27 protein-coding genes are annotated in these 26,031 nt (G+C 63.3%); 20 read left to right on the top strand and 7 right to left on the bottom strand.

Going from position 1 to position 26,031, the window contains the following annotated elements; translation table 11 throughout:
* Nucleotides 1–23: 23 nt before the first annotated feature.
* The gene (locus AAFN55_RS02620; RefSeq protein ID WP_347797332.1) at nucleotides 24–881 is read left to right on the top strand and encodes a YiiX/YebB-like N1pC/P60 family cysteine hydrolase; all 858 of its coding nucleotides are present in this window, start codon (nucleotides 24–26) and stop codon (nucleotides 879–881) included.
* Here AAFN55_RS02620 and AAFN55_RS02615 read toward each other — a convergent pair whose 3' ends face one another.
* Complete coding sequence (locus AAFN55_RS02615; protein WP_347797331.1) at nucleotides 882–2,027, bottom strand: PQQ-dependent sugar dehydrogenase; 1,146 nt, start codon at nucleotides 2,025–2,027, stop codon at nucleotides 882–884.
* A gap of 411 nt (nucleotides 2,028–2,438) precedes the next feature.
* Between AAFN55_RS02615 and AAFN55_RS02610 the strand changes: the two genes are divergently transcribed.
* The gene (locus AAFN55_RS02610) at nucleotides 2,439–3,506 is read left to right on the top strand and encodes a diguanylate cyclase (RefSeq protein ID WP_347797330.1); all 1,068 of its coding nucleotides are present in this window, start codon (nucleotides 2,439–2,441) and stop codon (nucleotides 3,504–3,506) included.
* A gap of 7 nt (nucleotides 3,507–3,513) precedes the next feature.
* Here the strand turns inward: AAFN55_RS02610 and AAFN55_RS02605 are convergent, their stop codons facing one another.
* The 4 genes from AAFN55_RS02605 to AAFN55_RS02590 form a co-directional block, all read right to left on the bottom strand.
* Nucleotides 3,514–3,852, bottom strand: coding sequence for a hypothetical protein (locus tag AAFN55_RS02605; protein WP_347797329.1), 339 nt, complete (start codon nucleotides 3,850–3,852; stop codon nucleotides 3,514–3,516).
* A gap of 206 nt (nucleotides 3,853–4,058) precedes the next feature.
* Nucleotides 4,059–4,688, bottom strand: coding sequence for a uracil phosphoribosyltransferase (gene upp, locus AAFN55_RS02600; protein WP_347797328.1), 630 nt, complete (start codon nucleotides 4,686–4,688; stop codon nucleotides 4,059–4,061).
* A 106-nt stretch (nucleotides 4,689–4,794) separates the two neighbouring features.
* Nucleotides 4,795–5,394 carry a hypothetical protein gene (locus AAFN55_RS02595; RefSeq protein ID WP_347797327.1) on the bottom strand — a complete coding sequence of 200 codons (600 nt, stop codon included), beginning with the start codon at nucleotides 5,392–5,394 and terminating at the stop codon, nucleotides 4,795–4,797.
* A 5-nt stretch (nucleotides 5,395–5,399) separates the two neighbouring features.
* The gene (locus AAFN55_RS02590; RefSeq protein WP_347797326.1) at nucleotides 5,400–6,380 is read right to left on the bottom strand and encodes an adenosine deaminase; all 981 of its coding nucleotides are present in this window, start codon (nucleotides 6,378–6,380) and stop codon (nucleotides 5,400–5,402) included.
* A gap of 114 nt (nucleotides 6,381–6,494) precedes the next feature.
* Between AAFN55_RS02590 and ubiE the strand changes: the two genes are divergently transcribed.
* From ubiE to AAFN55_RS02540, 10 genes are all read left to right on the top strand, one after another.
* On the top strand, nucleotides 6,495–7,271 hold the full coding sequence (ubiE, locus tag AAFN55_RS02585) for a bifunctional demethylmenaquinone methyltransferase/2-methoxy-6-polyprenyl-1,4-benzoquinol methylase UbiE (RefSeq protein WP_347797325.1): 777 nt from the start codon (nucleotides 6,495–6,497) through the stop codon (nucleotides 7,269–7,271).
* 13 nt (nucleotides 7,272–7,284) lie between these two features.
* The gene (ubiB, locus tag AAFN55_RS02580) at nucleotides 7,285–8,859 is read left to right on the top strand and encodes a 2-polyprenylphenol 6-hydroxylase (protein WP_347797324.1); all 1,575 of its coding nucleotides are present in this window, start codon (nucleotides 7,285–7,287) and stop codon (nucleotides 8,857–8,859) included.
* Nucleotides 8,860–8,877: 18 nt separating this feature from the next.
* Entirely contained in the window at nucleotides 8,878–9,189 is a 312-nt protein-coding gene (locus AAFN55_RS02575; RefSeq protein ID WP_347797323.1) for a type II toxin-antitoxin system VapC family toxin, read from the top strand.
* A gap of 9 nt (nucleotides 9,190–9,198) precedes the next feature.
* On the top strand, nucleotides 9,199–9,351 hold the full coding sequence (locus AAFN55_RS02570) for a hypothetical protein (RefSeq protein ID WP_347797322.1): 153 nt from the start codon (nucleotides 9,199–9,201) through the stop codon (nucleotides 9,349–9,351).
* Nucleotides 9,348–10,382: an amino acid ABC transporter substrate-binding protein gene (locus AAFN55_RS02565; protein WP_347797321.1), complete on the top strand. Its 1,035-nt coding sequence runs from the start codon at nucleotides 9,348–9,350 to the stop codon at nucleotides 10,380–10,382. Before AAFN55_RS02570 ends, AAFN55_RS02565 begins: the two co-directional genes overlap by 4 nt.
* A gap of 119 nt (nucleotides 10,383–10,501) precedes the next feature.
* The gene (locus tag AAFN55_RS02560) at nucleotides 10,502–11,677 is read left to right on the top strand and encodes an ABC transporter permease subunit (protein ID WP_347797320.1); all 1,176 of its coding nucleotides are present in this window, start codon (nucleotides 10,502–10,504) and stop codon (nucleotides 11,675–11,677) included.
* On the top strand, nucleotides 11,674–12,816 hold the full coding sequence (locus tag AAFN55_RS02555; RefSeq protein ID WP_347797319.1) for an amino acid ABC transporter permease: 1,143 nt from the start codon (nucleotides 11,674–11,676) through the stop codon (nucleotides 12,814–12,816). The genes AAFN55_RS02560 and AAFN55_RS02555 overlap by 4 nt, the downstream gene beginning before the upstream one ends.
* Nucleotides 12,817–12,847: 31 nt before the next feature.
* Nucleotides 12,848–13,933 (top strand): aminotransferase class V-fold PLP-dependent enzyme, encoded by a 1,086-nt coding sequence (locus AAFN55_RS02550; RefSeq protein ID WP_347797318.1) that lies wholly within the window; start codon nucleotides 12,848–12,850, stop codon nucleotides 13,931–13,933.
* Nucleotides 13,933–14,400: a RidA family protein gene (locus tag AAFN55_RS02545; RefSeq protein ID WP_347797317.1), complete on the top strand. Its 468-nt coding sequence runs from the start codon at nucleotides 13,933–13,935 to the stop codon at nucleotides 14,398–14,400. Before AAFN55_RS02550 ends, AAFN55_RS02545 begins: the two co-directional genes overlap by 1 nt.
* Nucleotides 14,401–14,416: 16 nt before the next feature.
* Nucleotides 14,417–15,127 carry a PAS domain-containing protein gene (locus tag AAFN55_RS02540; protein WP_347797316.1) on the top strand — a complete coding sequence of 237 codons (711 nt, stop codon included), beginning with the start codon at nucleotides 14,417–14,419 and terminating at the stop codon, nucleotides 15,125–15,127.
* 115 nt (nucleotides 15,128–15,242) lie between these two features.
* On the opposite strand, the gene AAFN55_RS02535 is transcribed toward AAFN55_RS02540, so the two are convergent.
* Nucleotides 15,243–15,473, bottom strand: a complete 231-nt coding sequence (locus AAFN55_RS02535; protein WP_347797315.1) for a hypothetical protein — start codon at nucleotides 15,471–15,473, stop codon at nucleotides 15,243–15,245.
* A gap of 224 nt (nucleotides 15,474–15,697) precedes the next feature.
* Between AAFN55_RS02535 and ggt the strand changes: the two genes are divergently transcribed.
* Entirely contained in the window at nucleotides 15,698–17,362 is a 1,665-nt protein-coding gene (gene ggt, locus AAFN55_RS02530) for a gamma-glutamyltransferase (protein WP_347797314.1), read from the top strand.
* Between the two features lie 113 nt (nucleotides 17,363–17,475).
* Complete coding sequence (locus tag AAFN55_RS02525) at nucleotides 17,476–18,432, top strand: 2-hydroxyacid dehydrogenase (protein WP_347797313.1); 957 nt, start codon at nucleotides 17,476–17,478, stop codon at nucleotides 18,430–18,432.
* A 3-nt stretch (nucleotides 18,433–18,435) separates the two neighbouring features.
* On the opposite strand, the gene AAFN55_RS02520 is transcribed toward AAFN55_RS02525, so the two are convergent.
* On the bottom strand, nucleotides 18,436–19,377 hold the full coding sequence (locus AAFN55_RS02520; protein WP_347797312.1) for a LysR substrate-binding domain-containing protein: 942 nt from the start codon (nucleotides 19,375–19,377) through the stop codon (nucleotides 18,436–18,438).
* A 99-nt stretch (nucleotides 19,378–19,476) separates the two neighbouring features.
* Here AAFN55_RS02520 and AAFN55_RS02515 point away from each other — a divergent pair, with 99 nt between their 5' ends.
* From AAFN55_RS02515 to AAFN55_RS02490, 6 genes are read left to right on the top strand one after another with little or no spacing between them, the layout of a single operon-like run.
* Nucleotides 19,477–20,397: an ABC transporter permease gene (locus AAFN55_RS02515; RefSeq protein WP_347797311.1), complete on the top strand. Its 921-nt coding sequence runs from the start codon at nucleotides 19,477–19,479 to the stop codon at nucleotides 20,395–20,397.
* Complete coding sequence (locus AAFN55_RS02510; RefSeq protein ID WP_347797310.1) at nucleotides 20,397–21,236, top strand: ABC transporter permease; 840 nt, start codon at nucleotides 20,397–20,399, stop codon at nucleotides 21,234–21,236. Before AAFN55_RS02515 ends, AAFN55_RS02510 begins: the two co-directional genes overlap by 1 nt.
* Nucleotides 21,237–21,263: 27 nt before the next feature.
* Nucleotides 21,264–22,835 carry an ABC transporter substrate-binding protein gene (locus AAFN55_RS02505; RefSeq protein ID WP_347797309.1) on the top strand — a complete coding sequence of 524 codons (1,572 nt, stop codon included), beginning with the start codon at nucleotides 21,264–21,266 and terminating at the stop codon, nucleotides 22,833–22,835.
* A gap of 17 nt (nucleotides 22,836–22,852) precedes the next feature.
* The gene (locus AAFN55_RS02500) at nucleotides 22,853–23,671 is read left to right on the top strand and encodes a creatininase family protein (RefSeq protein WP_347797308.1); all 819 of its coding nucleotides are present in this window, start codon (nucleotides 22,853–22,855) and stop codon (nucleotides 23,669–23,671) included.
* On the top strand, nucleotides 23,668–25,314 hold the full coding sequence (locus tag AAFN55_RS02495; protein WP_347797307.1) for an ABC transporter ATP-binding protein: 1,647 nt from the start codon (nucleotides 23,668–23,670) through the stop codon (nucleotides 25,312–25,314). Before AAFN55_RS02500 ends, AAFN55_RS02495 begins: the two co-directional genes overlap by 4 nt.
* Nucleotides 25,311–25,985 (top strand): RraA family protein, encoded by a 675-nt coding sequence (locus AAFN55_RS02490; RefSeq protein ID WP_347797306.1) that lies wholly within the window; start codon nucleotides 25,311–25,313, stop codon nucleotides 25,983–25,985. The genes AAFN55_RS02495 and AAFN55_RS02490 overlap by 4 nt, the downstream gene beginning before the upstream one ends.
* Nucleotides 25,986–26,031: the final 46 nt, after the last annotated feature.

Here is a 26,031-nt window from a genome sequence, read left to right as displayed (position 1 = left end):
TGGAATCGATATCTGGACTTTGGATGACACAATCGAAGGACACGCTTCTCGATCATTTCGGACAATTCCTCGCTCGACGCCTGCAAAGTGAGTCGTCCGGCTATGAGCCTTACACCCCGTCCGATCCCGAGACGCTGCGGCGGACGCTCCAGACCGGCGACGTGCTGCTGATCGAGGGAAATCAGAAGGTTTCGGCGGCGATCAAATACCTGACGCAATCCACCTGGTCGCATGCAGCGCTCTACATCGGCGATCTCCTGCCGGAGCCGGCCGATGGATCGGAGCGCCCGCGCCTCGTCGAAGTCAATCTGGGCGAAGGCTGCGTCGCGGTCCCGCTGTCGAAATACCGGACCTACAACACGCGCATCTGCCGGGCGCACGGGCTGACGCCGGAAGACCGGCAGCACGTCGCTTCCTTCATGATCGAGCGGCTCGGGCTGAAATACGATACGAAGAACATCATCGACATGCTGCGGTATTTCCTGCCAACCCCGCCGGTTCCCGTGCGCTGGCGGCGACGCATGATCGCGTTCGGATCGGGCGACCCGACACGGGCGATCTGCTCCTCGATGATCGCCGAAGCCTATGGCGAGATCGGTTACCCGATCCTGCCGGAGGTCACGCTTGCGCCCGGCAGGGCGTCGGCCCAGTCGAATTACTCACGCAGCGAGATCATGCATATCCGGCACCACTCGCTTTATACGCCGCGCGATTTCGACCTGTCGCCCTACTTCCAGATCGTCAAGCCGACGCTCGTCTACGGATTCGACTACAAATCCCTCGTCTGGGCGGACGAAGGCGACCGGATATCGGCGGCCAGAGACCCTGTGACGATCGAAGGCGAGGTGACGAGCGCCCCGCCTCCATCGCCCGAGTCGTAATCAGTCGGCCGGGGCTATGCGCAAGATTTCGCCGTTGGCCTCATCGGTCGCGACGTAGATCGCGCCATCGGGACCCTCGGCAACGTCGCGAATGCGCAGGCCGAGGCTTTCGAGCAACCGCTCCTCATGGACGACGGCATCGCCATCGAGTTCGAGGCGCACCAGTGCGGTGGACGCAAGGCCCCCGACGAACAGGTTGCCCTGCCAGTCGGCGAACACATCACCACCGTAGAAGATCATCCCCGACGGTGCGATGACGGGTGTCCAGGTGTAGATGGCATCAACCATACCCTCGGCCGTCTCGAGGCCGTCGCCGATCGTATCGCCGCTGTACTCGACGCCGAGCGTGACGAGCGGCCAGCCGTAATTCGCGCCGGGCTGGATGATGTTGAGTTCGTCACCGCCGCGCGGACCGTGCTCGATCTCCCACAACACGCCGCTTTCAGGATTGATCGCGGCCGCCTGCACGTTGCGCGTGCCGTAGGCGTAAATCTCCGGGAGTGCGCCGTCCTGGCCGACGAAGGGATTGTCCTCCGGCACCGATCCATCGGGATTGATGCGGACGACCTTGCCAAGGTGCGAATCGAGGTCCTGCGCCTGCCCCCGGAACTGCGCCTGCGATCGCTCGCCGAGCAGCACGTAGAGATGGCCCTCGTTGGAAAAGACCAGCCGCGAGCCGAAATGCGCCGTGCTGGCGACCTTGGGCTGCTGCTGGAAAATGACTTCGACCTCATCCAGCGACGTCAAATCCTCGCTCAGCTTGCCGCGCGCGACGGCCGTGCCGTTGCCGCCCTCGCCCGCCTCGGCATAGCTGACATATACCAGACGGTTGTTGGCGAATTCAGGGTCGAGCGTGACGTCGAGCAACCCGCCCTGACCGCGCGCATCGACATCCGGCGTGCCGGCGATCGGTTCGGAAAGTTCGCCAGCCTCCGATACATGGCGCAGCGCACCGGATTTCTCGGTGACCAGCATGCCACCCTCCGGCAGAAATGCGATCGCCCAGGGATGGGCGATGCCGTCGACCACCGTGGTGACCTGGATCCGCCCCTTCTCCGTCTCAAAGACTTCCTCGACGGCGAAAGCGGAACTCGCTGCAAGGGCGACCATCGAGGCAGTTGCGACAAAGAGGGAGGATCTATGCATCACGGGGTTCCTTCAGCAGTTCAAATGCGTAGCGGCGAGAGCCGCACGTGCTCGACCAAGCCGGACATTGGCAATCGGTTCCCACCTCACGATTTCTTGAGGGCAGATTGTGATCGCAACCCGTGGGTGTGCCCGAAGGGTTCCCGACAGCCGTTTTACTTGGCCAGACAGGTCGCTATGAAAGCAGGGGGCGGCGACAATCACAGGTTTCGATCTGATTTAACTTGTGCTTAATTGCGTAGCGGTAGTTTTAGTAAAGTCTGCGCAATATTCGCGCGGAGGACGGTTAGTCCGTGCGTCGCTGCCCGACTCGTTTGAGCCGGGAACCGGTTGGGGGCGGCCGGTCGTTGCGACAGGGGGACATGCTTGGCAACAATTGGGCAAACGATTCAGGCGACGGAACAACCCGACATGCGCGCCGCAGAGGCACCGGCAAGCCGCCCCGATGCGGCTACGACAGTGATCCTGACCATGCGACGGCTGGCCGTCGCCGGGCTGCCGCGCAATTACGAACTCTTCTACGAGGCCGTCACGAACGGCAATCGCGAACTCACCGACGCCTTGTCCTCCCTGGGTTCGCGCCCGTCTCAGCGACAGCTCGACACCGTCGCGCGCAAGTTTCTGACGCGAAAGGACGAAGGCGTGGTCGACGAGGCGCACGACACGATTTCGGGCAAGCTGGATGAAATCCTCGGTCTCCTGAAGCGCGAACGCAATTCGATGGAGACTTACGGCCAGATCCTTGGCGAGACCTCCAGCGGCCTGGCAAGCCGGCAAACGATCTCGCGCGAGTTTCTCGACAAGATCATCCAGGTCACCGCGGCCGCGACCCGGAGCTCGATCGAGACCCGCAGCAATGTCGTGTCCACGATCTCGGACAAGTCCAGCGAACTACAGGCCGTCAAATCGACGCTCGAGGAATACAAGCGGCTGGCCGATACGGACGCGCTGACGCAATTGCAGAACCGCCGCGCCTTCGACCGCGTGATCTCGGGCATCTACGACAACAATCGCAGTATCGCGTTCAGTGCGCTGCTTCTGGCCGACATAGACCGTTTCAAGACCGTCAACGACCGCTTCGGCCACCCCGTCGGCGACCGGATCATCCAGATCGTCGCCACCATCATCCGCTCGACCGTCAAGGACGGCGTGTTCGTCGCGCGCACCGGCGGCGAGGAATTCGCGATCGTGCTCGAAGGGTCGGGCGAGGACGCGACCTATCGCATCGCTGAAGACATCCGCCAGGCGATCATGGACGCGCCCTTCGTGAACGTCGCCAACGGCACCAATTACGGCCCGATCACCCTGTCGCTCGGAACCTGCATGGCCACGCAGGCGCAGGGACCGGACGATCTCTATGTGAAGGCCGACCGGGCGCTCTACGCCTCGAAGGCCGCGGGCCGCAATCGTGCCACCCGCTTCTCGGCGCTGGCCGATGGCGGCCTGTCGAAATCCTGGCAGCTCTATCGCAGGGACTGAACGCCCGTCATCGCGCGGACAGATATGGGCCGACCGTGATCAGCGCGATGGCGACGACCGCCGCCAGAATGCCCGCGCCCTGAATGGCGTTCACCTTCTCCTCGAACCAGAAGAACGCGACGAGGTTGACGGCGACGAGCTGGATGACCGCCGACAGACTCAACGCGACGCCCATGCCGAAGGACCGGATGAGCCGCAGCATGATGAGATTGCCGGCCGTATAGAGGATCAGCACGAGCGCCAGACGCAGATGGCTCGGCGACACTGTCCATGCCTTCGCCGCACTCGCGGCAAGCACGAAGACGACGGTCGACAGACCCAACTGGAACATCCCTGCAAGGGTCATGCGACCTCCGATGACTGCATGTCTGAAGACGCGGGTTCCCGCCCCGCCAGCATCGCGATGTGCGCCGATCGCGAACGTCCGTCAAGCGCCACGCTGAGCCATTCGCGGCGCTAAGGCTTGCGCCAGGATCGAGCACACAGGCGGTTTTACGACGAGCGGTGCACGGCACCGCTGCTGATGCGACACAGGTCGCCTGATGAAACGTGCTACTTCGTGCCGTACATGCGGTCGCCCGCATCGCCGAGGCCCGGCACGATATAGCCCTTCTCGTTCAGCTTCTCGTCGATCGAGGCGGTGAAGACCGGCACATCGGGATGCGCGGTCGTGAAGCGCTCGATGCCTTCGGGCGACGCCAGCAGGCACAGGAAGCGGATATTCGTCGCCCCGCGCTCCTTCAGCTTGTCGATCGCCGCGATGGCCGAATTGGCGGTGGCCAGCATCGGGTCTACGACGATGGTCAGGCGGTCAGCGAGATCGCTCGGCGCCTTGAAGAAATATTCGACCGCCTCCAGCGTATCGTGGTCACGGTAGAGACCGATATGGGCGACGCGCGCGGCGGGAACGAGGTCGAGCATGCCGTCCAGCAAGCCATTGCCGGCGCGCAGGACCGAGGCGAAGACCAGCTTCTTGCCTTCCAGCGTCGGGGCTTCCATCGGCATCAGCGGCGTCTCGATGGTGCGGGTCGTCAGTTCGAGATCGCGCGTCACCTCGTAGCAAAGCAGCAGCGAGATTTCGCGCAGCAGCCTGCGGAACCCGGCCGTCGACGTATCCTTGTCGCGCATGATTGTGAGCTTGTGCTGGACAAGCGGGTGGTCGACGACGGTTACGCCCTTCATGAAGTCACTCTCCGAGAACTCGATCGGATGCGATCTTAGCGATGCGCGCGCCCGCGAGATACCCGCCGCAAGCGCTCGAACCACAGTTTTGTCGGCGAAAGGGCGATCAGGCCAGCTTGGACAGGGACCGCGCAATGTTGGCGCGCGCGGCTTCTTCGAGCAGGCCGCGAAATCGCGGCGTCGAATAGATGACGGGCCGACCGAGGAAGCGCTGCAAGACCTGCGCCCGCCCCTGCCGCCAGGCATCGTCCTCGACCCAGTCGTATTCCTTGCGGACCGCGGCCTCGTAATCGTCGAAGCGCTCCGGCGAAGCACCCAGAATCGACAGGTCCATGTCCAGAAACGCCGAAATGTCGTTTCGCACCGATGGTGAGGCACGATCGGGAATGACGTGGGTCGCCGTCGCCTCGATCATCGCCATGACGGCGTCGACGCGCTGCGCCGTCGCGCGTCCGGCAAGCCACTCTCCGGCAAGCCTTGCGCTGAGAGTTTCGTTGTCGTTGCGGCGCGTGTCGAGGATCGCGTCGTGGAACCAGATGGCCGCCTCGAGTGCATCGGCATCGTCGACGAGGTCGGCGTGCTCATGGGCCAACGCCAGCAAATCCTCGATATGGCTCATCCCATGATAATGGCGGTCAGCCGCGCCATATAGCGCCGCGAGCCGCGTGCGCATGTCGTCGTCCAGAAATGACCCTGCACTCGTCATATCCGTCACCGCCTCGGCGCCGCGGCATCGACCTTGGCGAGCAGCGCCGCGCGCGTCTTCCTGTCCACAAACGCAGCCTCGATAGCCGTACGCGTGATGACGGACAGGTCCTTCTTTCCCAGGCCGAAATGTTCGGCCGCGACGTCGTACTCCTTCTTGAGCGACGTCCAGAAATAGGGCGGATCATCGGAATTGAGCGTGACCTTGCAGCCGGCCTTGCGCAAAGCGAGGAACGGGTGCTCGGCGTAGCTCGGAAACACCTTCAGCTCGATGTTGGAGACCGGGCAGACTTCGAGCACGATGCCGCGTTCGGCGATGCGTTTGACGAGATCGGGGTTTTCGATCGCGCGTACGCCGTGCCCGATGCGGGCCGGACGCAGATGATCGAGCGCTGCCTGCACGCTCTCCCACCCGGCCAGTTCGCCGGCGTGAACGGTGATGCCCAGCCCCGCCTCCCGCGCGATCTCGAAGGCGCGGACATAGTCCTCGACGTCGCCGAAGCGTTCATCGCCCGCCATGCCGTAACCCGTCACCAGCGGATGGCCGCATTTTGCAGCAAAGCGGGCGGCAGCCTCGACCGATTCGACACCGAAATGGCGCACGCCGGTGACGATCATCCTGCCCTCGATGCCGGTCTTGGCCCTGGCGCGCAGAATGCCTTCGCCAAGCGCGTTGGTGTAGGCCTGCGGGGACAGGCCGGCCTTGGTCGCATGGTCGGGCGAGGTGAAGACTTCCGAATAGATGGCGCCGTCGCGGGCGAGGCTTGTGAGGTAGTGCTCGGTCAGCCGCGCATAGTCGTCCTCGGTGCGAAACAGGTCGGCTGCGAAGTCGTAGGCTGCGAGAAACGACGTGAAGTCGTGCCAGACGAAGGATCCGTCCTTGAGGAAGGGTTCGACGGGCTTGTTGTATTTGCGCGCCTGCTCGATCACCAGTTCGGGCGCCGCCGCGCCTTCGACATGGCAATGCAATTCGGCCTTCAACACCATACAGTACTCCTCATGCGCGGTGCCCGCAGCCGCGTCTCTTCATCGCGCCTTCGACAATAGCGCCCTGTGTTCCGATCGGCTATGGTCCGGCCGGATTTTGAATGGGTGATGACGATGTCGGAACAACGCACCACCGCCACCGGCGGCATGGAGACTGCATACGGCTTCCGCGACGTGGACGCGGGCCAGAAGCAGGGTCTCGTCAATGACGTGTTCCACAAAGTCGCCAACCGATACGACCTGATGAACGATCTGATGTCCGCCGGGTTGCACCGTGTCTGGAAGGAAGCCATGGTCACATGGCTCAACCCGCCCAAGCGGGACGGCTGGCGCGTTCTCGATGTCGCCGGCGGTACGGGCGACATTTCGTTCCGCATCGTCGACGCCTCCGGGGGCAACGCGCAGGCGACCGTGCTCGACATCAACGGCTCCATGCTGGCGGTCGGCAAGGAGCGCGCGGCGAAGCGTGGCCTGTCGGACAATGTCGAGTTCGTCGAGGCCAATGCCGAGGAACTGCCCTTCGAAGATGCGACGTTCGACGCCTACACCATCGCCTTCGGCATACGGAATGTTCCGCGCATCGATGTGGCGCTGCAAGAGGCCTATCGCGTGCTGAAGCCCGGCGGACGCCTGCTCTGCCTTGAATTTTCCGATGTCGAGATGCCGATTCTCGACAAGGTCTACGAGGCCTGGTCGTTCAATGCCATTCCGCGCATCGGCGAAATCGTCGCGGGCGAAGGCGAGCCCTATCGCTATCTGGTCGAATCGATCCGCAAGTTTCCCAACCAGCAGAATTTCGCGGCCATGATCGGCCGCGCGGGCTTCGACCGCGTGACATACCGGAACTATTCGGGCGGCATCGCAGCGCTTCATTCGGGCTGGAAGCTTTGAGGTCTTTCGCCCGATGAGCACGCTCGGCGCCTATTTTCGGCTGGTTCACGCCGGCTGGGTGATGACACGCGAAGGCGTTTTGGCCGCCCTTCCCGGCGACCAGCTCGAAGGCCTGCCCAAGACGGCCTGGCGGGCGGCGCGCCTGCTCGCACGCCGCAAGTCGAAGAAGCAGGAACGCAGCCTGCGCCTGTCCCACGCCGTCGATCGGCTGGGACCGTCCTACGTCAAGCTCGGGCAGTTCCTTGCGACGCGGCCCGACGTCGTCGGTTCGGAGATGGCAGCCGATCTCGCGAACCTACAAGACCGGATGAAGACATTCCCCACCGCGCTCTCGACCGCGGAAATCGAGGCGTCGCTGGGGCGGCCCGTCACCGAGCTTTACGAGCGGTTTGACGAGCCGATCGCCGCCGCCTCCATCGCACAGGTGCATCCGGCGTCGGTAATCAAGGACGGCGTCAGCGTTCCGGTCGCGGTCAAGGTGATCCGGCCCGGCGTGCGGCGGCGGTTCTACAACGACCTCGAAAGCTACTTCCTCGCCGCGCGCCTGCAGGAGCGTTTCATCCCGTCGTCGCGGCGCCTGCGGCCGGTCGAAGTGACGCGAACGCTCGAGCAGACGACCAAGATCGAGATGGATCTGCGGCTCGAGGCGGCCGCGCTCTCCGAACTCGCCGAAAACACGCAGGACGATCCCGGTTTTCGCGTTCCATGGGTCGACTGGGAACGCACGGGCCGCGACGTCGTCACGATGGAGTGGATCGACGGCGTCAAGATGAACGACGTTCAGGGTCTGCGCGACGCCGGCCACGACCTGAAGGCCCTGGCCGCGAACCTGATCCAGTCCTTCCTGCGCCACACGCTGCGCGACGGCTTTTTCCATGCCGACATGCATCCGGGAAACCTCTTCGTCGACCCCAACGGCACGATTGTCGCCGTCGATCTCGGCATTGCGGGGCGGCTGGGCAAGAAGGAGCGCCGCTTCCTCGCCGAAATCCTCTACGGCTTCATCACGCGCGATTATCTGCGCGTTGCCGAAGTGCATTTCGAGGCAGGCTACGTGCCGCGCACCCAGAACGTGCACGCCTTCGCGCAGGCGATCCGTGCCATCGGCGAGCCCATCCACGGCCAGCCGGCCGAGACGATCTCGATGGCCCGCCTCCTGACGCTTCTCTTCGAGGTGACGGAACTCTTCGACATGGCCGCCCGGCCGGAGCTCGTGCTCCTCCAGAAGACGATGGTCGTCGTCGAAGGCGTAGCCCGCACCCTCGATCCCGCATTCAACATGTGGAAGACCGCCGAGCCCGTCGTCGGTGACTGGATCCGTGGCAATCTCGGCCCCAGAGGCGTCCTCGAAGACACGCGCGACGCGGTCAGCGCCGCACTCTCGCTCGCCCGCCAGGCGCCGGAACTCGCCGCGCGGACGGAGCGCCTGTCCCGCGAGATCGATTCGATGGCCGAGCACGGTCTGCGCTTCGACGAAGACACGGCCCGCGCCATCGGCAAGGCCGAGGCACGGCACACGCGGTCGGGGCGCATCGCGCTGTGGGTGATCGCCGCAACCCTGATCTGGATCGCCGTGCAGGTTAGCTGACGATGAGATTTGACTGCAATGCTTGCATTGAAAGCATTGCCAGCATGCCAGGGGATCGTCATGGCAAGCGACAAATCTCCGCGCGGAATAGAACGTCTGAACCTGCTTATCGAGAAGGCCTCGATAGATATCGTTCCGACCTCGGAAAGTGACGCTGTCGCGGGAATTGCCGCTCATATGCGCTATGGCAAAGGCTCAGGTCACAAAGCCAAGCTCAACTTCGGCGACTGCTTCGCCTACGCGCTGGCGAAGTCGCGCAATCTCCCTCTCCTGTTCAAGGGCGACGATTTCATCCACACCGACATCGAGCCGGCTCAGAAGCCAGCCTAGGCGACACTCGTGTCCGGCAATCGCCTGCGTTGTCTCGTCAGCCATCCTGGCCCGGCGCTCGACGACACGACATCAGAAAATCAACAAAATGTTGACCTGATCTACAAAATGTTGTTGCCTTATCTCGACGGCACTGCCGTCCTAATGGGAGCGACATCATGACATACAGGCAGCTTTTCGGAGCTTGCGCGCTTGCAGCCGGTCTGCTTGCAGCATCCTCCGCCTTCGCGCAGGACGCCACAGCGCCAACATCATCCAGGACCCTGGAGACGGTGAAATCCCGCGGCACGCTCATCTGCGGCGTGATCGGCACGAGCCCCGGTTTCTCGTTGCCTGACAGCCAGGGCGTCATGCGCGGCATCGACGCCGACCAGTGCCGCGCGGTGGCGGCGGCAACCCTCGGAGACGCCGAGAAGGTGCAGTGGGTGCTGCTCGCACCGCAACAGCGCTTCACCGCGCTCCAGTCGGGAGAGGTGGACGTCCTGTTCGCCAACGTCACCTGGACGATGACGCGCGAAAGCCAGCTCGGACTTCAGTTCCCCAGCATCTATTACTATGACGGCCAGGCCTTCATGGTGAAGAAGGCGCTCGGCGTGAAAAGCGCACTCGAACTCGACGGCGCCAGCATCTGCATGCTGACCGGCGGCACTTCGGAGCTGACGGTTCAGGAGTATTTCTCCGCCAACGACATGACCTATACGCCGGTCGTGCTCTCGGAAGGCGAAGAGGCACGCGCCGCATTCCTCGCCGACCGCTGCGACGTCTACACGATCGACGGCTCGTCGCTGGCAGGCTTCAAAGCATCACAGGGCGAGGCCGGCGAAGACTTCATCATCCTCCCCGAGCGCATGACCGCCGAGCCGCTCGGCGGCGTGGTCCGCAAGGGTGACGAACGCTGGTTCGATATCGTTCGCTGGACCCACTACACACTGGTCAACGCTGAAATTCTCGGCATCGACAGCAGCAACGTCGAAAGCTTCATGGACAGCGCAGACCCACGCATCCGCCGTTTCCTCGGCATCGAGGGCGAGCTTGGGGCCACGCTGGGCCTGTCGAACGATTTCAGCAAGACGGTCGTGAGCCAGGTCGGCAATTTCGGCGAGGTCTGGGACCGCAACGTTGTCGGCGTCGACCGCGGCTACAACAATGTCTGGACCAAGGGCGGCCTGCAATACGCGCCACCCTTCCGCTGAGCACCAGGGCATCGGGCCAAACGTCCCCGGTTACGGGTTGGTCCGATGCTCGATGAATGTGTTAGAGGCGGCGACGGCATCCGGTCCTCGTCGCCTTTCAACCAGCAGAGCGGCCGCCAATGCGTCTAGCGTTCAAATCCAATGACGGTCCGGCAGCGGGAGCGGTTAACCTGCGCTCGCTTGCGCTGCAGGCCGCCTTGGTGCTCGGCATCGTCGCGCTCGCCTGGTTCCTCATCGACACGACGCTCGCCAATCTGCGCGCGCGCGGCATCACCACCGGCTTTGCGTTTCTCTTCCGGCCCGTCAACATGCCGATCGCGCATAGCTGGCTGGATTTCGCGCCCGGCATTCACACCTATGCCCGAGCACTCGTCGTTGGCTTCCTGAACACGCTGACCGTGTCGTTCATCGTCATCGTGGTCTCCACCGTCGCGGGAACGTTGATCGGCATCGCGCGCCTGTCACCCAACTGGCTTCTGGCGCGCACCTGCGGGGGCTATGTCGAGCTGATCCGCAACGTGCCGGTGCTGCTGCAACTGGTGTTCTGGTACCAGATGCTGCTTCAACTGCCCGGCCCGCGCAACGCGATCATGGTCATCGAAGGGCTCTACATCTCCAATCGCGGCATCCGCTATCCGACCTTCCTCGAACCGCAGGGCGGCGATCTGGCACTCGGCGCATTCGCGTTCGGCTGCGCCATGCTCGTCGCACTCGCCTATCTGCGCAATCGGTTCGGCAGCGAGCATTTGAAGACCCGCTCGCTCTTTCCCGCAGGTGTGCTTCTGCTAACAGCCGTGCCAGCGGCGGTGCTGTATTTTTCCGGCACCCACATTTCCCCGGATGTGCCCGCGCTTCGCGGGTTCAATTTCGTTGGCGGATCGTCGCTTGCGCCGGAGCTTTCGGCGCTTGTCATCGGCCTGTCCATCTATGCGTCGGCCTTCGTGGCCGAGATCGTGCGCGCAGGCATCATGGGCGTTCCCAAGGGTCAGTGGGAAGCGGCGGAATCGCTCGGCCTCAGCCGGGCGCAAGCGATGCGCAAGATCGTGTTGCCGCAGGCCATGCGCATCATCGTGCCGCCGCTCACCAGCGAGTATCTCGGCATCACCAAGAACAGCTCGCTTGCGGTGGCAGTGGGCTATCCCGACCTCGTGGCGATCGTGAACACGATGATCAGCGATACCGGGCAGGCGGTGGAGGGCATCGCCATCATCATGGCTGCGTTTCTCACGATCAGCCTGGCGGTCAGTGCCCTGATGAACTGGTATAACCGCTCCGTTGCGCTGGTGACGCGATGACCGCGCTGTCGAACAACACCAGCAGCCCCACCGCCATCGACGCCGGCGACGAGATCGTGATGCGGCCGCCCGGCGAGAAAGGCCCGATCGCGTGGACGCGGCGCAACCTTTTCAGCTCATGGGCTTCCAGCGTCACGACAGTGCTGATGCTCACGGCGCTATCGTGGATCGGATATCATTTCCTCGACTGGGCGGTGGTGCGTGCGATCTGGACCCTGCCCGGGTCGAGCATTGCCGATACGCAGCTTTGCCGCGCCGACACCGCCGGCGCGTGCTGGGCGCTGATCCGTGAAAAATACCGCTTCATCCTGTTCGGCCTCTATCCCTATGCCGAGCAATGGCGTCCGACCATCTGCGTCGCCGCCTTCATCGGGCTCTACATCGTCTCCGTGGATCGCCGCTTGTGGGGCTGGAAGATCGCCGCCGTCTGGATCGCGGGCCTGACGGCGATCTTCATCCTCATGCGCGGTGGCATCTTCGGGCTGCGGCCGGTCTCGGAAGATCTCTGGGGTGGCCTGCCTGTGACGCTGATGCTGGCAACGTTCGGCATCGCACTCGCCTTCCCGCTGGCCATTCTCGTCGCGCTGGGGCGGGCGTCCGAAACCAACGCGACCGCGCGCACGCTCTGCACGCTCTATGTCGAGATCATCCGCGGCATCCCGCTGATCAGCGTGCTGTTCATGGCAAGCGTGATGTTCCCGCTGTTCCTGCCCGAGGGGCTGACGGTCTCCAAGCTGCTGCGGGCGCAGCTCGGCATCGTGCTGTTCGTCGCCGCCTATCTTTCGGAGACCATTCGCGGCGGCCTGCAGGCTGTGCCGGCGGGCCAATACGAAGCGGCGAAGTCGCTCGGGCTCGGCTATTGGCGCATGACCGCTTTCGTCATCATGCCGCAGGCATTGACCATCGTTCTGCCGCCGATCGTCAGCCTCTGCATCGCGTTCTTTAAGCACACGTCGCTGGTGATGATCATCGGCATATTCGACCTTCTGAACGCGGCCAAGCGCTCCATCGGCGAACCGGCCTGGCAGGGTTTCGGCGCGGAAGCCTATCTTTTCGTCGCGGCGATCTATTTCGCTTTCTGCTTCGCCATGTCCCGCTACGGCCAGAGGCTCGAAAAGCGTCTGAAGCGGTCGCGATGACGCATCGACGAAACCATCGGGGAAGATTGCCATGAGTCTCGATATCGCACGCGTCCGGGAACAGTTTCCGTATCTCGACCAGCGAATCTACCTGAACACCGCATCAACCGGCATATCGCGCCGTGATGCCGGCGCCGCCGCGGCCCGGTTTTTCGACGATATGTACAGCAAGGGCTTCGACGGCCGCGACCTGTGGCGCTCCGTCATTGGCGACGTCCGCGTTCAGGTTGCACACCTGGCGCATGTGCCGGCCGAGACGGTGGATTTTGCCGGAAGCACGACCGACGCCCTCAACCGGCTCGCACTGGCGCTGCCCGTCTCGCCCGGCGACCGGGTGGTGCTGTGCAATGACGAGTTTCCGTCCGTGCAGGCGGTCGCGCGGCTGCTTGCCGGGCGCGGCGCCACGCTCGTCCCTGTGGCCGTGCCGGAAGAGGTGATGAGAACCGAAGCGCTGGCGGAAGCCGCCCGCGACAGCCGCATCGTGCTCGCTTCTCATGTGCATTGGGAAACCGGCACGAAGCTCGACTTGCAGGTTTTGTCGCGCGCATCCCGTGATGCAGGCGCATTCCTGATCGTGGATGGCATTCAGGCGCTCGGCGCGACGCCGGTGGAGGCAGGCCTTGCCGACGCCTATGTCGGCGCGGTCTTCAAATGGCTGATCTCAGGGTTTGGGTTGGCGGTCAGCATCGTGGCACCGCGCCTGAATGAAGCGCTGAACCCGGTCATGCGCGGCTACGCCAATCCCGAGCCATCGCGCGCGCTGAGCTACAGCCATGTGAACTATCCCGGCCTCGTCACGCTACAGGACGCGCTCGCCTATATGGAGCAGATCGGCTGGGACGCCATCTATGAACATAACGCGATGCTGCGGACGCATCTGCGAGGCGCCCTCGACGATATCGGTGCCGGGATCGCGACGCCCGAAGCGGCAGCGGCGGCAATCACCTCCATTGCCTGCGCCGACCCGCAAGGCACGGCGGAACGTCTCGCTGCCCGAGGCGTCAGCGTGGAACCGCGCGGCCGATACCTTCGCGTTTCTCCCCATTTCTACAACACCGAGGCGGACATTGATCGCTTCTGCGAACTCCTCCGCGACATTCGAAAGGAACAGGCTTGATGACCCCTTCGGCCAGACTGAAAGCGCTCGGAATAGAATTGCCAGAGGTGTCCGCACCGCTGGCGGCCTATGTACCGACACGCCTCATGGGAAACGTGCTCTACATCTCCGGTCAGGGGCCGATCGTCGACGGCAAGGTCGTCGCGCGCGGCAAGCTGGGCCGGTACATGACGGTCGAGCAAGGCATCGCCGCCGCACGCCTGTCGGCGATCAACGCACTCGCCGCCATCGTTTCGGCTGCGGGAGACCTTGACCGGGTCGTGCAGATCGTCAAGCTCAACGGCTACGTCAATTCCGATGACGGATTCGAGCAGCAGCATCTCGTGATAAACGGCGCATCGGAACTGCTGGTGGATGTGCTGGGAGACCGTGGGCGGCATGCGCGCGCCGCTGTAGGCACGAATTCGCTGCCCATGGGCATGCCCGTGGAAATCGAACTGGTCGTCGAGATTTCGGACGCGAATTGAAGGAACGAACCGCTTGATGAGCCCGAAGAATGCCCGGGAACGCGAACTGGTGATCGAGACCCTGAAATGGGTCGTCGAAGGCTTGCAGCAGATCATCGGACGCGATGTCGAGATCGTCCTGCACGATCTTTCCAAACCCGGCCATTCCGTCGTTGCGATCGCCAATGGCCATATCACCGGCCGTTCCATCGGCAGCCCGATCATCAGCGGTCCGTTCGACGATCTCGGCCTTCAGAAGCTGATGTCGGGAGAGGCCGGCGAAGCCGGAAAGCCGTATTCGATCGTCAGCGACTACCGCACACGCTCGCGCATCGGCCATCAACTGGATTCGACCAGCATCATCCTGCGCGACGACAAGGGCGAGGCCTACGCCGCCTTCTGTGTCAACGCCGACCACAGCCGCCTGCGCGAGCTGGACGGTGTCGTCAAAGGATTGCTGGCTTCCATCGGCGGCGCGGCGCCGGAACCGGTCGAGCCCGAAAGCGCCAGCGTGGACGATCTGGTGCAGGAGATCATCCAGTCGGGCATAGCCGCCACGGAGAAGCCCGTCGCCGCGATGGGTCGCGAAGACAAGATGGAAGCGGTGCGGCATATGAACGATCGCGGGCTGTTCCTGATCCGCTCCAGCGTCGATCTCGCGGCCTCGCATCTCGGGGTCACGCGCTTCACCGTCTACAACTATCTCGACCAGCTTCGAGGGAAAGAGCCGACACGAACGGATAAATAGACGGGCGCGCGCTTGATCGCACAAATCCCTCAAGGAGGTCGTCGTTCCAACCGCCGGTTTTCGCCAAATGCAAGTCGGAATCTGGCCGCCGACAGCGGCCAGGCGATCTCTTTCCTTACCGAAGGCAGCAGATTTTGGCGGCGCGGGTTGCTGTTTCGCAGATGTGGGCAGGCGGCGGCGTCATGCCTGCGTTGTCATCATCATCCAGAAGGAGGACTTCGCGCTTCGACACCTGCCGGAACAGGGCACGAATGTCTTCACTGGTATGGCCGTCACTGGCCATGAGTTGACGGATGATCGGCTCATTCAAGAGCTCATCGAGCGTGGGCTCGGTGCTTGGCAGCATGGTGTCTCCTCCATCGATCACTTGGCGTTTTTTGAAATGCGAGTGCGGTGAATAGCGTCGCAACCACAAAGATAGGAACGCCATCCCTCGGTTTCCAGAATACAATCGCCGGCGGCAATCGGCCGGCTTCGTCATATGGCAGGGCGAGACGCCTGCAGAGGTTGCAGCGGGACTGTTGGCCCGCTATCGACGGTCCAGGCTCGCGACGCGTCAGATGACAGGAGATGCTTTTGACCATCGGAAACTTGCCGTTCACCTGCGAAAAGCGCCCCGCTTCAGGCGCTCTGGGCGTCGTCGTGACGAATGCCCCGCTTGGGACGGCCGCGGGAAACGAGATGCTGGCGATCGGCGGCAACGCCATCGATGCGGCAGTGGCGGCGCTCCTGACGCTCACCGTGGTCGAGCCGATGATGGTGGGCATTGCAGGCGGCGGCATATCGCATATCCGGCTCGCCGACGGACGGCATGTGGTCGTGGACGCATTGTCGACAGCGGGCGCCGCGATGGACGCGACGATGTTCACACCCGTTTCGGATTTGCCGGGCCAATACATGGACACGCTGGACCGCCGCAATCTCGTCGGACCGTCGGCCGTGGCGGTGCCGGGCAATTTGCGTGGCTGGTGCCTGATGCAGGAGAAGTACGGCAAACTGCCCTTTGCCGATGTCGTCGAGCCGGCGATCCGCGCCGCCTCACGCGGCTTTACCGTAAGCCACTATCTGAACGGTGCGATCAACGAGCATCTGGCCGACCTTTCCGCCGATCCCGAAATGGCGCGCATGATGGTGCCTGAGGGAGCTCCCGCTGTTCCCGGAAGTCATATGAAGATGGGTGCCTATGCGGAAAGCCTGAGACTGGTTCAGGCACAGGGCGCGGCCGCCCTGCACGGCGGGGCGTTGGGTGAGGCGTTGATCGATCGCTTGCGCGCCGATGGGCCGGGCGCCAGCGTTCTCACTCTCGATGACCTCCGAAGCTATAGCGCGGTCGAGCGCGAGGCCGTGTTCGGCAGCTATCGCGGCCATACGATCGCAGGTCCGCCCCCGCCGGCGTCCTCCGGTGTGCATGTGACGCAGATGCTGAACATTCTGGAGAATTTCGACATCCGCGCAATGGGCTTCGGCAGCGTCGAAAGCCTCCGGCTTCTGGCGGAAGTGATCAGCATCGGGTTCGAGGATCGACGGGCGGCTTCCGGCGATCCGGATTTCGTCGACGTGCCGGTCGAGCGCTATACGTCCAAGGAGTATGCGCGTCAGTGTCTCGACCGGATCGGAAAAAGACCATCCGCTCCGCGTCCACAAGCGCAGGAAAGCCGCGACACCACTCACGTCACGGTCGCAGACCGCGACGGAAACATCGTCGCGGCCACCCATACGATCAACGGGCTGTTCGGCGCACGGATCATGGTGCCGGAAACAGGCATCATCCCCAACAACTACATGTTCAACTACGATCCGCGGCCCGGCAAGGCGATGTCGATCGTGCCGGGAAAAAGGGTGCCCACCTCGATGGCGCCGATGATCGTGCTGAAGGACGGAAAGCCCGCCTTCGCGCTGGGATTGCCCGGCGGCGTGCGCATCTTTCCCTCGGCCATGCAGGCGATCCTCAACATCATCGATCACGGCATGAGCCTGCAACAAGCCGTCGAGGCCCCCCGCCTCTGGACGGAGGGCCATCACATCGAGCTCGAACCAGCCTATGCGCATATGGAAACGGCGCTGACAGGTCTCGGTTACGAGGTGCGACTGGTCAAGACGGTGGGCGGCGGCATGAACGCCATCGCCTTCGGGGACGACGCAATCATGACCGGGGCAGCCTGCTGGCGCGCCGACGGAACGGTCATGGCGCAGGGCGGAGGGCTTGCGCGCCCCGGCGTGCGTTTTCACATCTAAAGCGTGTCGCGATCCTTCGGATCCGCCTACGCTTCAGGTCTTTGTTTTTTACGTATGTCTTTATACCAATTCCCACTTTTAGAGACATGCCCCGGGAAGACGGAGTTCATATCATGCGGGTTGTAATGCTCGATCCTTCGGGTACCGACAGGCTGGACCGCATCCGCCCCTATTTGCCGCAGGGATGGGAGATAACGACGACGACCTCGCGCGATCCCGGGGATCAGATCGCGGCGCTGTCGGGAGCGGCCTTCGGCATCACCGGCGATGTTCCGGTGACCAGCGAGATGATGGCGGTCGAGGGCCTGCGCGCAATCCACAAATGGGGGGTCGGCTACGACAACATCGATCTGGATGCCGCCCGACAGCACAATGTTCGCGTCTTGCGCACGACCGGTTCGAATGCCATCGCGGTCGCGGAGACGACCCTGGGCCTGATCCTTGCCGTGAATCGGAATCTCGTGCGCGGCCATGTCGGCATCCTCGACGGCAAGTGGCGCAAGGGCGAGCTTTCGCCGACGTCGATGCGGCTGTCGGGCAAGACGGTGGGGATCATCGGCATGGGCTATATCGGCAAGGCCCTGGCCAAGCTTCTCAGGGGCTTCGATTGCAAGGTACTCTACACCAAGCGCGTTCCGCTGGATGCCGCCGAAGAAGCGGACGCAGGCGCCAGCTTCGCGCCGCTGGAAGACTTGTTGCGGACGTCGGACGTGGTCACGCTGAACTGCGAACTGAACGCATCGACGCGCAATCTGATCAACCGGGAGACGCTCGCGCTGATGCGGCCGGACGCGATCCTGGTCAACGCCGCGCGGGGTGGCGTCATGAACGAAGAGGACGTCGCCGAGGCGATCCGTGAGGGACGGCTGCGCGGCGCCGGCGTTGACGTCTTCGCAGTCGAACCTCTGCAACCCGGCAATCCCCTGATCGGGCTGGACGGGGTCATAACGACACCTCATGTCGGTGCAATGTCGGCAGACAGCTTTGCGCCGTCCATCAGTCGGATGCTCGGCAATCTGAAAGCGATCGCCGACGGCAAGGAGCCCAATCCGATCGACATACTCGTCTGACGGTCACGGCGTTTCAAAAGAAGCGTAATGACGTCCGAAATCTGGCGCGAGATCAGCGGCGACACGCCGCGTGGTGTCGATGAAGTCGCGGACGATGGGCGACGTCTCGCCTGTCGGCCAGGCGACGACGAGGTCGATGGCGCGCGGCAGTTCGGGGACCGGGCGGAACTCGAGGTAGGGCGAGCGGATATTGGCGATCCATGACGGCATGATCGCCACACCCAGCCCCGAGGCCACCTGTGTCGCAACCGCCATGGTATGCGTGCATTCCTGCACGACACGCGCCTGAAGACCGGCTTTCCTGAGCGCGGTCATCATGATGGTGGCGTAGTTGGCGCCAAGGATCGGTGCATAGCCGATCAGCGCCTCTCCGACGAAATCCTGCAACGCGATTTCCGATTTTTCAGCCAGCCTGTGACCGCGCGGAAGAGCGGCGACGAAGCCTTCGCTCAAGATGGTCTCCAGTTGCATATGGGCCGCGCGCTCGGTCGGACGGATGAAGGCGATGTTGATCTCACCGGTCTCCAGAGTCCGCAACTGTTCGCCAGTGCCGAGCGGCGTGACGTCGACGATGACCGCCGGCCACAGCCTGCGAAACTCGGCAAGCACCGGCGGGATTACGTGGGTCAGCGCGACGTTCACTCCGGCCACTCTGATACGCCCGGTGGTCTCCCCTGCCATGGCGCGCGCATGCGCCACCGCCCTGTCGGCGGAATCGAGAAGTTCGCGCGCATGGCGCAGCAAAGTCTGCCCCGCCGCGGTCAACCGCGTGCGCCTCGTGGTGCGGTGGAACAGCGGCACGCCAATCCGCTCCTCCATCTGCCTGATCTGCTGGCTCAGCGGGGCTTGCGCCATGCCAAGTCGCTCCGCCGCGCGCCCGAAATGGAGCTCCTCTGCGAGGCAGACGAAATAGCGGAGCTGACGCAGATCGATCCCGGTATTCATATGGAAAACATATCAAATGATCGGCCATTTGCTAGTTGATCTCGATTAATTCGCATGTTTCGCTCCCCATAGCCGACAAACATCGGAACCGTCTGCACGATGGCTCGCTTCTGGTTGATCAAATTACTGCGCACCGTGCTGACGCTCTGGCTCGTGGTAACGTTCACCTTCATCGTTCTGAGAACATCCGGCGATCCGGTCGTGGCCCTTCTGGGCGGTGACGCCATGCCTGACGAGATCGAGCAGTTCCGCCGGCAATGGGGCCTCGATCAGCCCTTGATCGTTCAATATCTGCACTATGTGGCGCAGATGGCCACCGGTCAGTTCGGCGACTCGTTGCGCGATCACCGCCCGGTGATGGACATCATTCTGGAACGGCTGCCCGCGACGCTCAGCCTCGGTGTCGTCGCCTATGCCCTGGCCGCACTGGTCGGCATCCCCGCAGGCATCATAGCGGCACTGCGCCGGGGCAAATTCGCGGATCGCGCGATCATGGCCTTCGCGGTGTTCGGATTTGCCCTGCCGAATTTCTTTCTCGGCATTTTGATGATCCTCTTTTTCTCCCTGATGCTGCAGGTGTTGCCGTCATCAGGAGCCAGCACGATCTGGCACTTCATCATGCCTGCCGTGACGCTGGGAACGTTCACCGCGGGAACGCTGGCGCGCTTTACGCGCTCGGCGATGCTCGAGGTTCTGGAAAAGCCGTATATGCGCGCCGCCGCCGCGAAGGGGGTGCCGGCGCTGAAACGTATCCTGTTCCACGCCTTGCCGAATGCCGCCATTCCCATCGTCACGATCATCGGCCTCAATCTCGGGCAGTTGATCGCAGGCGCGATCGTGGTGGAAACGGTCTTCGCTTGGCCCGGCATCGGGCGTCTGCTCGTGACCGCGGTTTCACAGCGCGACCTCGCGCTCGTCCAGGGACTGGTGCTCGTCATCGCGGCCACCATGGTCCTGGCCAACCTTCTCGTCGACCTGACCTACGGCCTGCTCGATCCCCGCATCCGGAAAGGCGCGTGATGAAGAACCGTCCCTCCATCATCGTGATCCTTTCGGCGCTGGTTCTGATTGCGGTCGTGGCTGTGGCCCTGCTCGGCAATGTCTTCACCTCGCATGCGGTGACCAGTCAGGATCTTCTGAACCGCCTGAAACCGCCCGCCTTTCTCGGTGGCCCGGAGCAATACCCGCTTGGAACGGACCGTATCGGCCGCGACATGGTGGCCCGCCTGGTCGCAGGCTTGCAGATGTCGCTGTCGGTCGCTCTGGCCGGAACGTTGATCGGCGCCGTGTTCGGCACGATCATCGGTTTCCTCGCAGCGCATTTCCGCGGCTGGATCGAGGAATCGCTGATGATGGTCGTCGATTTCCAGGCGTCTCTGCCGTTCATTCTCATTGCGCTGACGCTTCTTGCATTCTTCGGCAATTCGATGGTGCTGTTCGTCATCCTGATGGGCCTGTTCGGCTGGGAGACGTATGCGCGACTGGCGCGCGGGGTCGTGTTGTCGGCAGTATCCCAACCCTATGCACGGGCGATCGTGGCATTGGGCGCCCATCCGTTGCAGCTTTACGTGAAGCATGTCCTGCCCAATGTCGCGGCGGCGTTGATCGTGCAGGTCACGCTGACCTTTCCGCAGATCATCCTTCTGGAAACGTCGCTCTCGTTTCTCGGCCTCGGCATTCAGCCGCCGAACACCAGCCTCGGCCAGATCCTGGGTGACGGGCGGGACTACCTGTCGACGGCCTGGTGGATTTCGGTCTGGCCGGGCGTGCTGATTTTTCTGATCACCCTGTCGATGTCGATCCTCGGCGATGCACTGCGCGATCGGATGGATCCAATGCTCAAGACACGGAAAGCCTGACGATACACTGGAGAAGGAAGCGGACTGATGATCACCAGACGAACTTTCGGAAAGTACTCGGTCGGCGCGGGCCTCGCGCTGGCCATGCCGGCAAGCAAGGTTTTCGCCCAATCGCGGCCGACAATAACCGTCGCGGTGGATAATCTCTGGGCCAATATCAATACGATCAACGGCATAGCGACGACCACGCGCCGGTTCTTTCCCAACATCTATTCGCATCTGGTCGAGCGCGACTACATCAACGATCCGGAGGGCCTGATCCTGCTTCCGGGGCTGGCGACCGAATGGAACCAGGTCGGCAATGTCTGGACACTGAAATTGCGCGAGGGCGTCAAGTTCCACAATGGCGAGACCATGACCGCCGAGGACGTTGCCTTCACGCTCGGGCCGGAGCGTCTGTGGGGCGACCAGCCATTCGAACCACGCGGCAAGACCTTCACCGCAGGCTTCGTTCGCGTCGAGGCAATCGACGATCTGACCGTCGAGATCGAGACCGAACGGGAAGACCCCTACATCCCCGGCAAGCTCACCGGCTATATCGGCTTCGTCGTGCCGAAGAAGCACTATCTCGACGTCGGTGTCGACGCGTTCGGGCAGGCGCCGATCGGAACCGGCCCCTATCGCGTCACCACCTTCCGTTCCGGCGAGGTGCTGGAGATGGAGGCGTTCGACGACTATTTCGACGGCCCGCCACCGGCACAAAAGGTCATCTGGCGGATCGTGCCGGAGTTCGCGGGCCGTATGGCCGGTCTCGTGTCGGGAGAGTTCGATTTCATCGCCAACATCCCGACCGATCAGGAAGCCCAGCTCGAAGGCTACGACAACGTGACCCTCGCGCGTGCGCTGGCAGGCAACTATCCTGCTTTCGCCTTCAACACGCGGGCCGATCCCGAGGACAATCCTCTCGTCGACGTCAATCTGCGCAAGGGCATGGTCCAGGCAATCGACATGGATGCAATCGTGCAGGCCCTGTTCGGCGACACGACCTTTCACCCGGCGGTGCCATTCAATTTTCCGGAATATGGCGACTTCTACGATGCCGACATGCCCAACCCGCTTCCCTTCGACCCGGAAGCCGCGCGCGCGCTCATCGAACAATCGGGCTATGATGGTCAGGTGCTGCGCTGGCATATCACCCGATCGTTCTATCCGAACTACGAGGCGGCCGCGGAGATCATGGTCGAGATGTGGCGCCAGGTCGGCGTCAACGTGCAAGCCGTCATCCTCGACAATTTCGAACTGGTCTACACCCGGCCCTATCACCTGATGAACATGTCGATGTCGACCGACTTCATACCCGGCGATCCGTACCAGCCGCTCTGGCTCGACTGGGGCCCGACCGCGAGCCGTTCGACGGCACATTGGAAGACCTGGGACCCGACGCCGGAATACCTCGCGGCCGGCAAGGAATTCGAGGAAGCGACCGATTTCGAGACCCGCCATGCCGCTTATCTCAAGCTGTCGCAGGCATGGCAGGACGTCACGCCCGGCTACTATATGTGGAAGAGCGTCTACAACTGGGCTCACCGCGCCGACATCGAGTTCGTGCCGCGCCCGGATGGCGAGATGCGCATCTTCGGCGACTACGTCAGCCTGTGAACGCGGAAAGGCGACACTTGAAGTACGCCCTCAAGGACATGACGGTTGCGGAGTTCCGCGATCGTCTCTCTCCGGACACCGTCATCCTTCTGCCGTTCGGCAGTCAGGAGGAGCAAGGCCCGCATGCCCCGATGGGTGACTACATGCTGGCCGAAGCGGTCGCCTGTCGGGCCGCCGAGCTTTCCGGCGCTATCGTGGCGCCTTGCATGCCATTCGGCTATGCGGAGTTCTTTCGGGGGTTTCCGGGCGGCATCCAGTTGCGCGCGCCGACCTTCACCGCACTGGTCGAGGATATGCTGGTCTCATTCCTGGACCATGGCGTTGAACGGCTGGTCATTCTCAATGGCCACACGACCAACTCCAGCCTGATCGACCAGGTCCAGCGAAAAATGCGCCGCGAGCGCGGGGTGGCTGTCGCCTCGATCGATCTGTGGCGCTCGATCCCCGATAGTCTCTGGACCGAAATCCACGGCGCCGGTGCCGCGCTGGCCAGAGGACACGGCGCCGACCCGCTCACATCGCTGGCGCTTCATCTCTACCCCGAGAAGATGCGCCCGGATTTGATCCGGCCCTCGACGGCGGCTGCCGCATTCGGCCTGAAAGATACGACGGCAGCCGGGGTGAAGTTCGAGGGCGTGCAGGTAAACCTTCCGCTCGATGCGCATGAGGTCAATGCCGACGGAATGCTGGGCGGCGACGCGCGACTTGCATCCGCCGAGGCCGGCCGCCGCATCTTCGAACACGTCACCGATTTCGTCGCGCGCTTCGTCGCGCATATGCGCCGCTGCGATCCGCGCGACCCGTTCACAACCGCGCAAGCCGAGGCAACCGGATGAGCTCTCCGCTGCTGGATATCCAAAATCTGTTCGTCGGCCTGCCTGCGGGCGCCGACCGGGACTATGCGGTCGAAGACCTTTCCCTTTCGATCGCAAAGGGAGAAATCCTGTGCATCGTCGGCGAAACCGGATCCGGCAAGTCGCTCACCGCCATGGCGACGATGGGGCTGCTGCCGCCCAATCTGCCGCGCGCCAGGGGACAGGTTCTCTTCGAAGGCGCAGACCTTTTGAAACTCCCTGCATCGGTGCGCCGCAAGATGGCGGGCAGCCGGCTGGCGATGATTTTTCAGGAGCCGATCGCGGCGCTCAATCCGATCTATCGCGTGGGAGAACAGGTCTCCGAAACCTTCCGTCTCCATACGACCTTGAGCGCGGCCGACATCAGGAAGCGGGTGATCGAACTCTTTCGCGAAGTGCGCCTGCCAGACCCGGACGAAATTTATCGCGCCTACCCGCATCAGCTTTCCGGCGGACAGTGTCAGCGCGTGATGATCGCGTCGGCGCTGGCGCTCGATCCCTCGCTGCTGATCGCCGACGAGCCGACCACGGCACTGGACGTGACCACGCAGGCGCAAATCCTGAAACTGATGCTGGACCTGCGCGAACGGCACGGCACCGGCATTCTTTTCATCACCCACGATTTCGGCGTGGTGGCCGAGATCGCCGACAGAGTCGCCGTGATGCGGCACGGTAAGTTGGTCGAGATCGGCCCGGCGAAGGACGTTCTTGCCAATCCTCAGGCGGACTATACGAAGACGCTGCTCGCGGCGGTTCCCAAGCTGGAGCCGAGACACGCGCGCCCAGGCCTGGGTGAGACCGTGCTGAGCGCTACCGGCATCACGAAGCTGTTCAGCACCCGCAGCATCCTCGGGGCGAACCGGGAGGTGCGTGCAGTCGATCATGTCGACCTCTCCATCCGGCGCGGCGAAACGGTCGGACTGGTGGGGGAAAGCGGTTCCGGCAAGACAACGCTCGCGCAATGCGTGATCCGGCTGGTCGAACCGGACAGCGGCGACCTGACGATCTCCGGCGGTACGTTTTCCAACCTGAGCGGTGCGGCCCTGCGCGCCGCGCGCCGCCGCGTCCAGATCGTCTTCCAGGATCCCTACACCGCGCTCGACCCCAGACAGACGGCCGGTTCGGCCATTGCCGAGGGGCCGATCATCCATGGCCTGTCGCGCAAGGAGGCGCATCAGAGGGCGCTCGATCTTCTGGAAGCTGTCGGCCTCGATCGATCCAGCGCAGACCGTTTCCCGCATGAATTCTCCGGCGGGCAACGGCAGCGCGTCTGTATCGCCCGCGCACTCGCGGTTGAGCCGGAACTCCTGATCGCGGACGAAAGCGTTTCGGCACTCGACGTATCGGTGCAGGCGCAGATACTCGATCTTCTGGCCGCGATGCAGGAGCGGTTGAAGTTCGGAATGCTCTTCATCACGCATGATTTGCGGGTGGCCTCGCGGATCTGCGACCGGATCGCGGTGATGCGGCAAGGCAAGATCGTGGAACAGGCGGAACCGGCCGACCTGTTTGCCAACCAGCGCGAAGCGTATACCCACGAACTGCTCGCCGCCGTGCCCGGGCGCGACTGGCAGGGCACCGCCAAAACGCCGCAAGCACCCGGGCGCCAAGGAAACACGTCATGAAGAAATACCACATCGGCGCGACACCGAAGCGTATCGACCCCGCCCTCATCGAGGGTTTTGGCGCGGTCGAGATCGCGACCATCGGCCATTTCCGCCATCGCGGCTTCGTCAGCAACCGGCTGCGTCCGATCACTCCCCTTCCCGGCACCCTGGTCGGCACGGCGGTTACCGTGGCCATCCCGGGCACGGACTCCACGCTGCTGCATCATGCCATGTCGATAATCGAGCCGGGGGACGTGCTCGTTATCGACCGGCTCGGCGATACACGCCATGCCTGCCTCGGTGGCGGGGTGGCGTTCGCGGCGAAGGTGGCAGGCGCGATTGCCGTCGTCCTGGACGGTCCCTGCACAGACGCCGAAGAAATCATCGAGGTCGGCCTGCCGGTTTTCTGCACCGGCGTGTCGGGGATCACGACACGGCTGAACGATCTGGGCGGCAGCCTCAACAAACCCGTCTCGTGCGGCGACGTGCCAGTCCTGCCCGGCGATGTCGTGGTTCTCGACAATTGCGGCGTTCTCGTCCTCCCGCCCGACGAGGCGGCGGAGGTGCTCGAAGAGGGCGCCGCGCGGCAGGCGCGCGCCAACCGCAACCGCCCCCGCATCGAGGCCGGCGAGAAGCTGGGGGACCTGTCCGGTGCAACCAAGCTTGTCGAGGCCGCACTGCAGCCCTGACCTTGAGGCTGGACAGGCGCGCACGCAGCAAGGTCCCGCTGAACGC

It is taken from the genome of Mesorhizobium sp. CAU 1732 (assembly GCF_039888675.1).
Lineage (GTDB): Bacteria > Pseudomonadota > Alphaproteobacteria > Rhizobiales > Rhizobiaceae > Aerobium.
Note: the sequence above shows the minus strand (reverse complement) of the source record. Positions and strands in the feature narration are given on the sequence as shown.

Excerpts from the sequence above, each read along its gene's own strand:
- upp (WP_347797328.1), bottom strand. The coding sequence starts at position 4,688 with ATGAAGGGCGTAACCGTCGTCGACCACCCGCTTGTCCAGCACAAGCTC.
- AAFN55_RS02550 (WP_347797318.1), top strand. The coding sequence starts at position 12,848 with ATGAGTCTCGATATCGCACGCGTCCGGGAACAGTTTCCGTATCTCGAC.
- AAFN55_RS02555 (WP_347797319.1), top strand. The coding sequence starts at position 11,674 with ATGACCGCGCTGTCGAACAACACCAGCAGCCCCACCGCCATCGACGCC.
- AAFN55_RS02615 (WP_347797331.1), bottom strand. The coding sequence starts at position 2,027 with ATGCATAGATCCTCCCTCTTTGTCGCAACTGCCTCGATGGTCGCCCTT.
- AAFN55_RS02535 (WP_347797315.1), bottom strand. The coding sequence starts at position 15,473 with ATGCTGCCAAGCACCGAGCCCACGCTCGATGAGCTCTTGAATGAGCCG.
- AAFN55_RS02605 (WP_347797329.1), bottom strand. The coding sequence starts at position 3,852 with ATGACCCTTGCAGGGATGTTCCAGTTGGGTCTGTCGACCGTCGTCTTC.
- AAFN55_RS02545 (WP_347797317.1), top strand. The coding sequence starts at position 13,933 with ATGACCCCTTCGGCCAGACTGAAAGCGCTCGGAATAGAATTGCCAGAG.
- AAFN55_RS02495 (WP_347797307.1), top strand. The coding sequence starts at position 23,668 with ATGAGCTCTCCGCTGCTGGATATCCAAAATCTGTTCGTCGGCCTGCCT.
- AAFN55_RS02595 (WP_347797327.1), bottom strand. The coding sequence starts at position 5,394 with ATGACGAGTGCAGGGTCATTTCTGGACGACGACATGCGCACGCGGCTC.
- AAFN55_RS02490 (WP_347797306.1), top strand. The coding sequence starts at position 25,311 with ATGAAGAAATACCACATCGGCGCGACACCGAAGCGTATCGACCCCGCC.
- AAFN55_RS02590 (WP_347797326.1), bottom strand. The coding sequence starts at position 6,380 with ATGGTGTTGAAGGCCGAATTGCATTGCCATGTCGAAGGCGCGGCGGCG.
- AAFN55_RS02560 (WP_347797320.1), top strand. The coding sequence starts at position 10,502 with ATGCGTCTAGCGTTCAAATCCAATGACGGTCCGGCAGCGGGAGCGGTT.
- AAFN55_RS02540 (WP_347797316.1), top strand. The coding sequence starts at position 14,417 with ATGAGCCCGAAGAATGCCCGGGAACGCGAACTGGTGATCGAGACCCTG.
- AAFN55_RS02525 (WP_347797313.1), top strand. The coding sequence starts at position 17,476 with ATGCGGGTTGTAATGCTCGATCCTTCGGGTACCGACAGGCTGGACCGC.
- AAFN55_RS02620 (WP_347797332.1), top strand. The coding sequence starts at position 24 with ATGACACAATCGAAGGACACGCTTCTCGATCATTTCGGACAATTCCTC.
- AAFN55_RS02505 (WP_347797309.1), top strand. The coding sequence starts at position 21,264 with ATGATCACCAGACGAACTTTCGGAAAGTACTCGGTCGGCGCGGGCCTC.
- AAFN55_RS02565 (WP_347797321.1), top strand. The coding sequence starts at position 9,348 with ATGACATACAGGCAGCTTTTCGGAGCTTGCGCGCTTGCAGCCGGTCTG.
- AAFN55_RS02575 (WP_347797323.1), top strand. The coding sequence starts at position 8,878 with ATGCTTGCATTGAAAGCATTGCCAGCATGCCAGGGGATCGTCATGGCA.
- AAFN55_RS02610 (WP_347797330.1), top strand. The coding sequence starts at position 2,439 with ATGCGCGCCGCAGAGGCACCGGCAAGCCGCCCCGATGCGGCTACGACA.
- AAFN55_RS02520 (WP_347797312.1), bottom strand. The coding sequence starts at position 19,377 with ATGAATACCGGGATCGATCTGCGTCAGCTCCGCTATTTCGTCTGCCTC.
- AAFN55_RS02515 (WP_347797311.1), top strand. The coding sequence starts at position 19,477 with ATGGCTCGCTTCTGGTTGATCAAATTACTGCGCACCGTGCTGACGCTC.
- ubiB (WP_347797324.1), top strand. The coding sequence starts at position 7,285 with ATGAGCACGCTCGGCGCCTATTTTCGGCTGGTTCACGCCGGCTGGGTG.
- ggt (WP_347797314.1), top strand. The coding sequence starts at position 15,698 with ATGCTTTTGACCATCGGAAACTTGCCGTTCACCTGCGAAAAGCGCCCC.
- AAFN55_RS02510 (WP_347797310.1), top strand. The coding sequence starts at position 20,397 with ATGAAGAACCGTCCCTCCATCATCGTGATCCTTTCGGCGCTGGTTCTG.
- ubiE (WP_347797325.1), top strand. The coding sequence starts at position 6,495 with ATGTCGGAACAACGCACCACCGCCACCGGCGGCATGGAGACTGCATAC.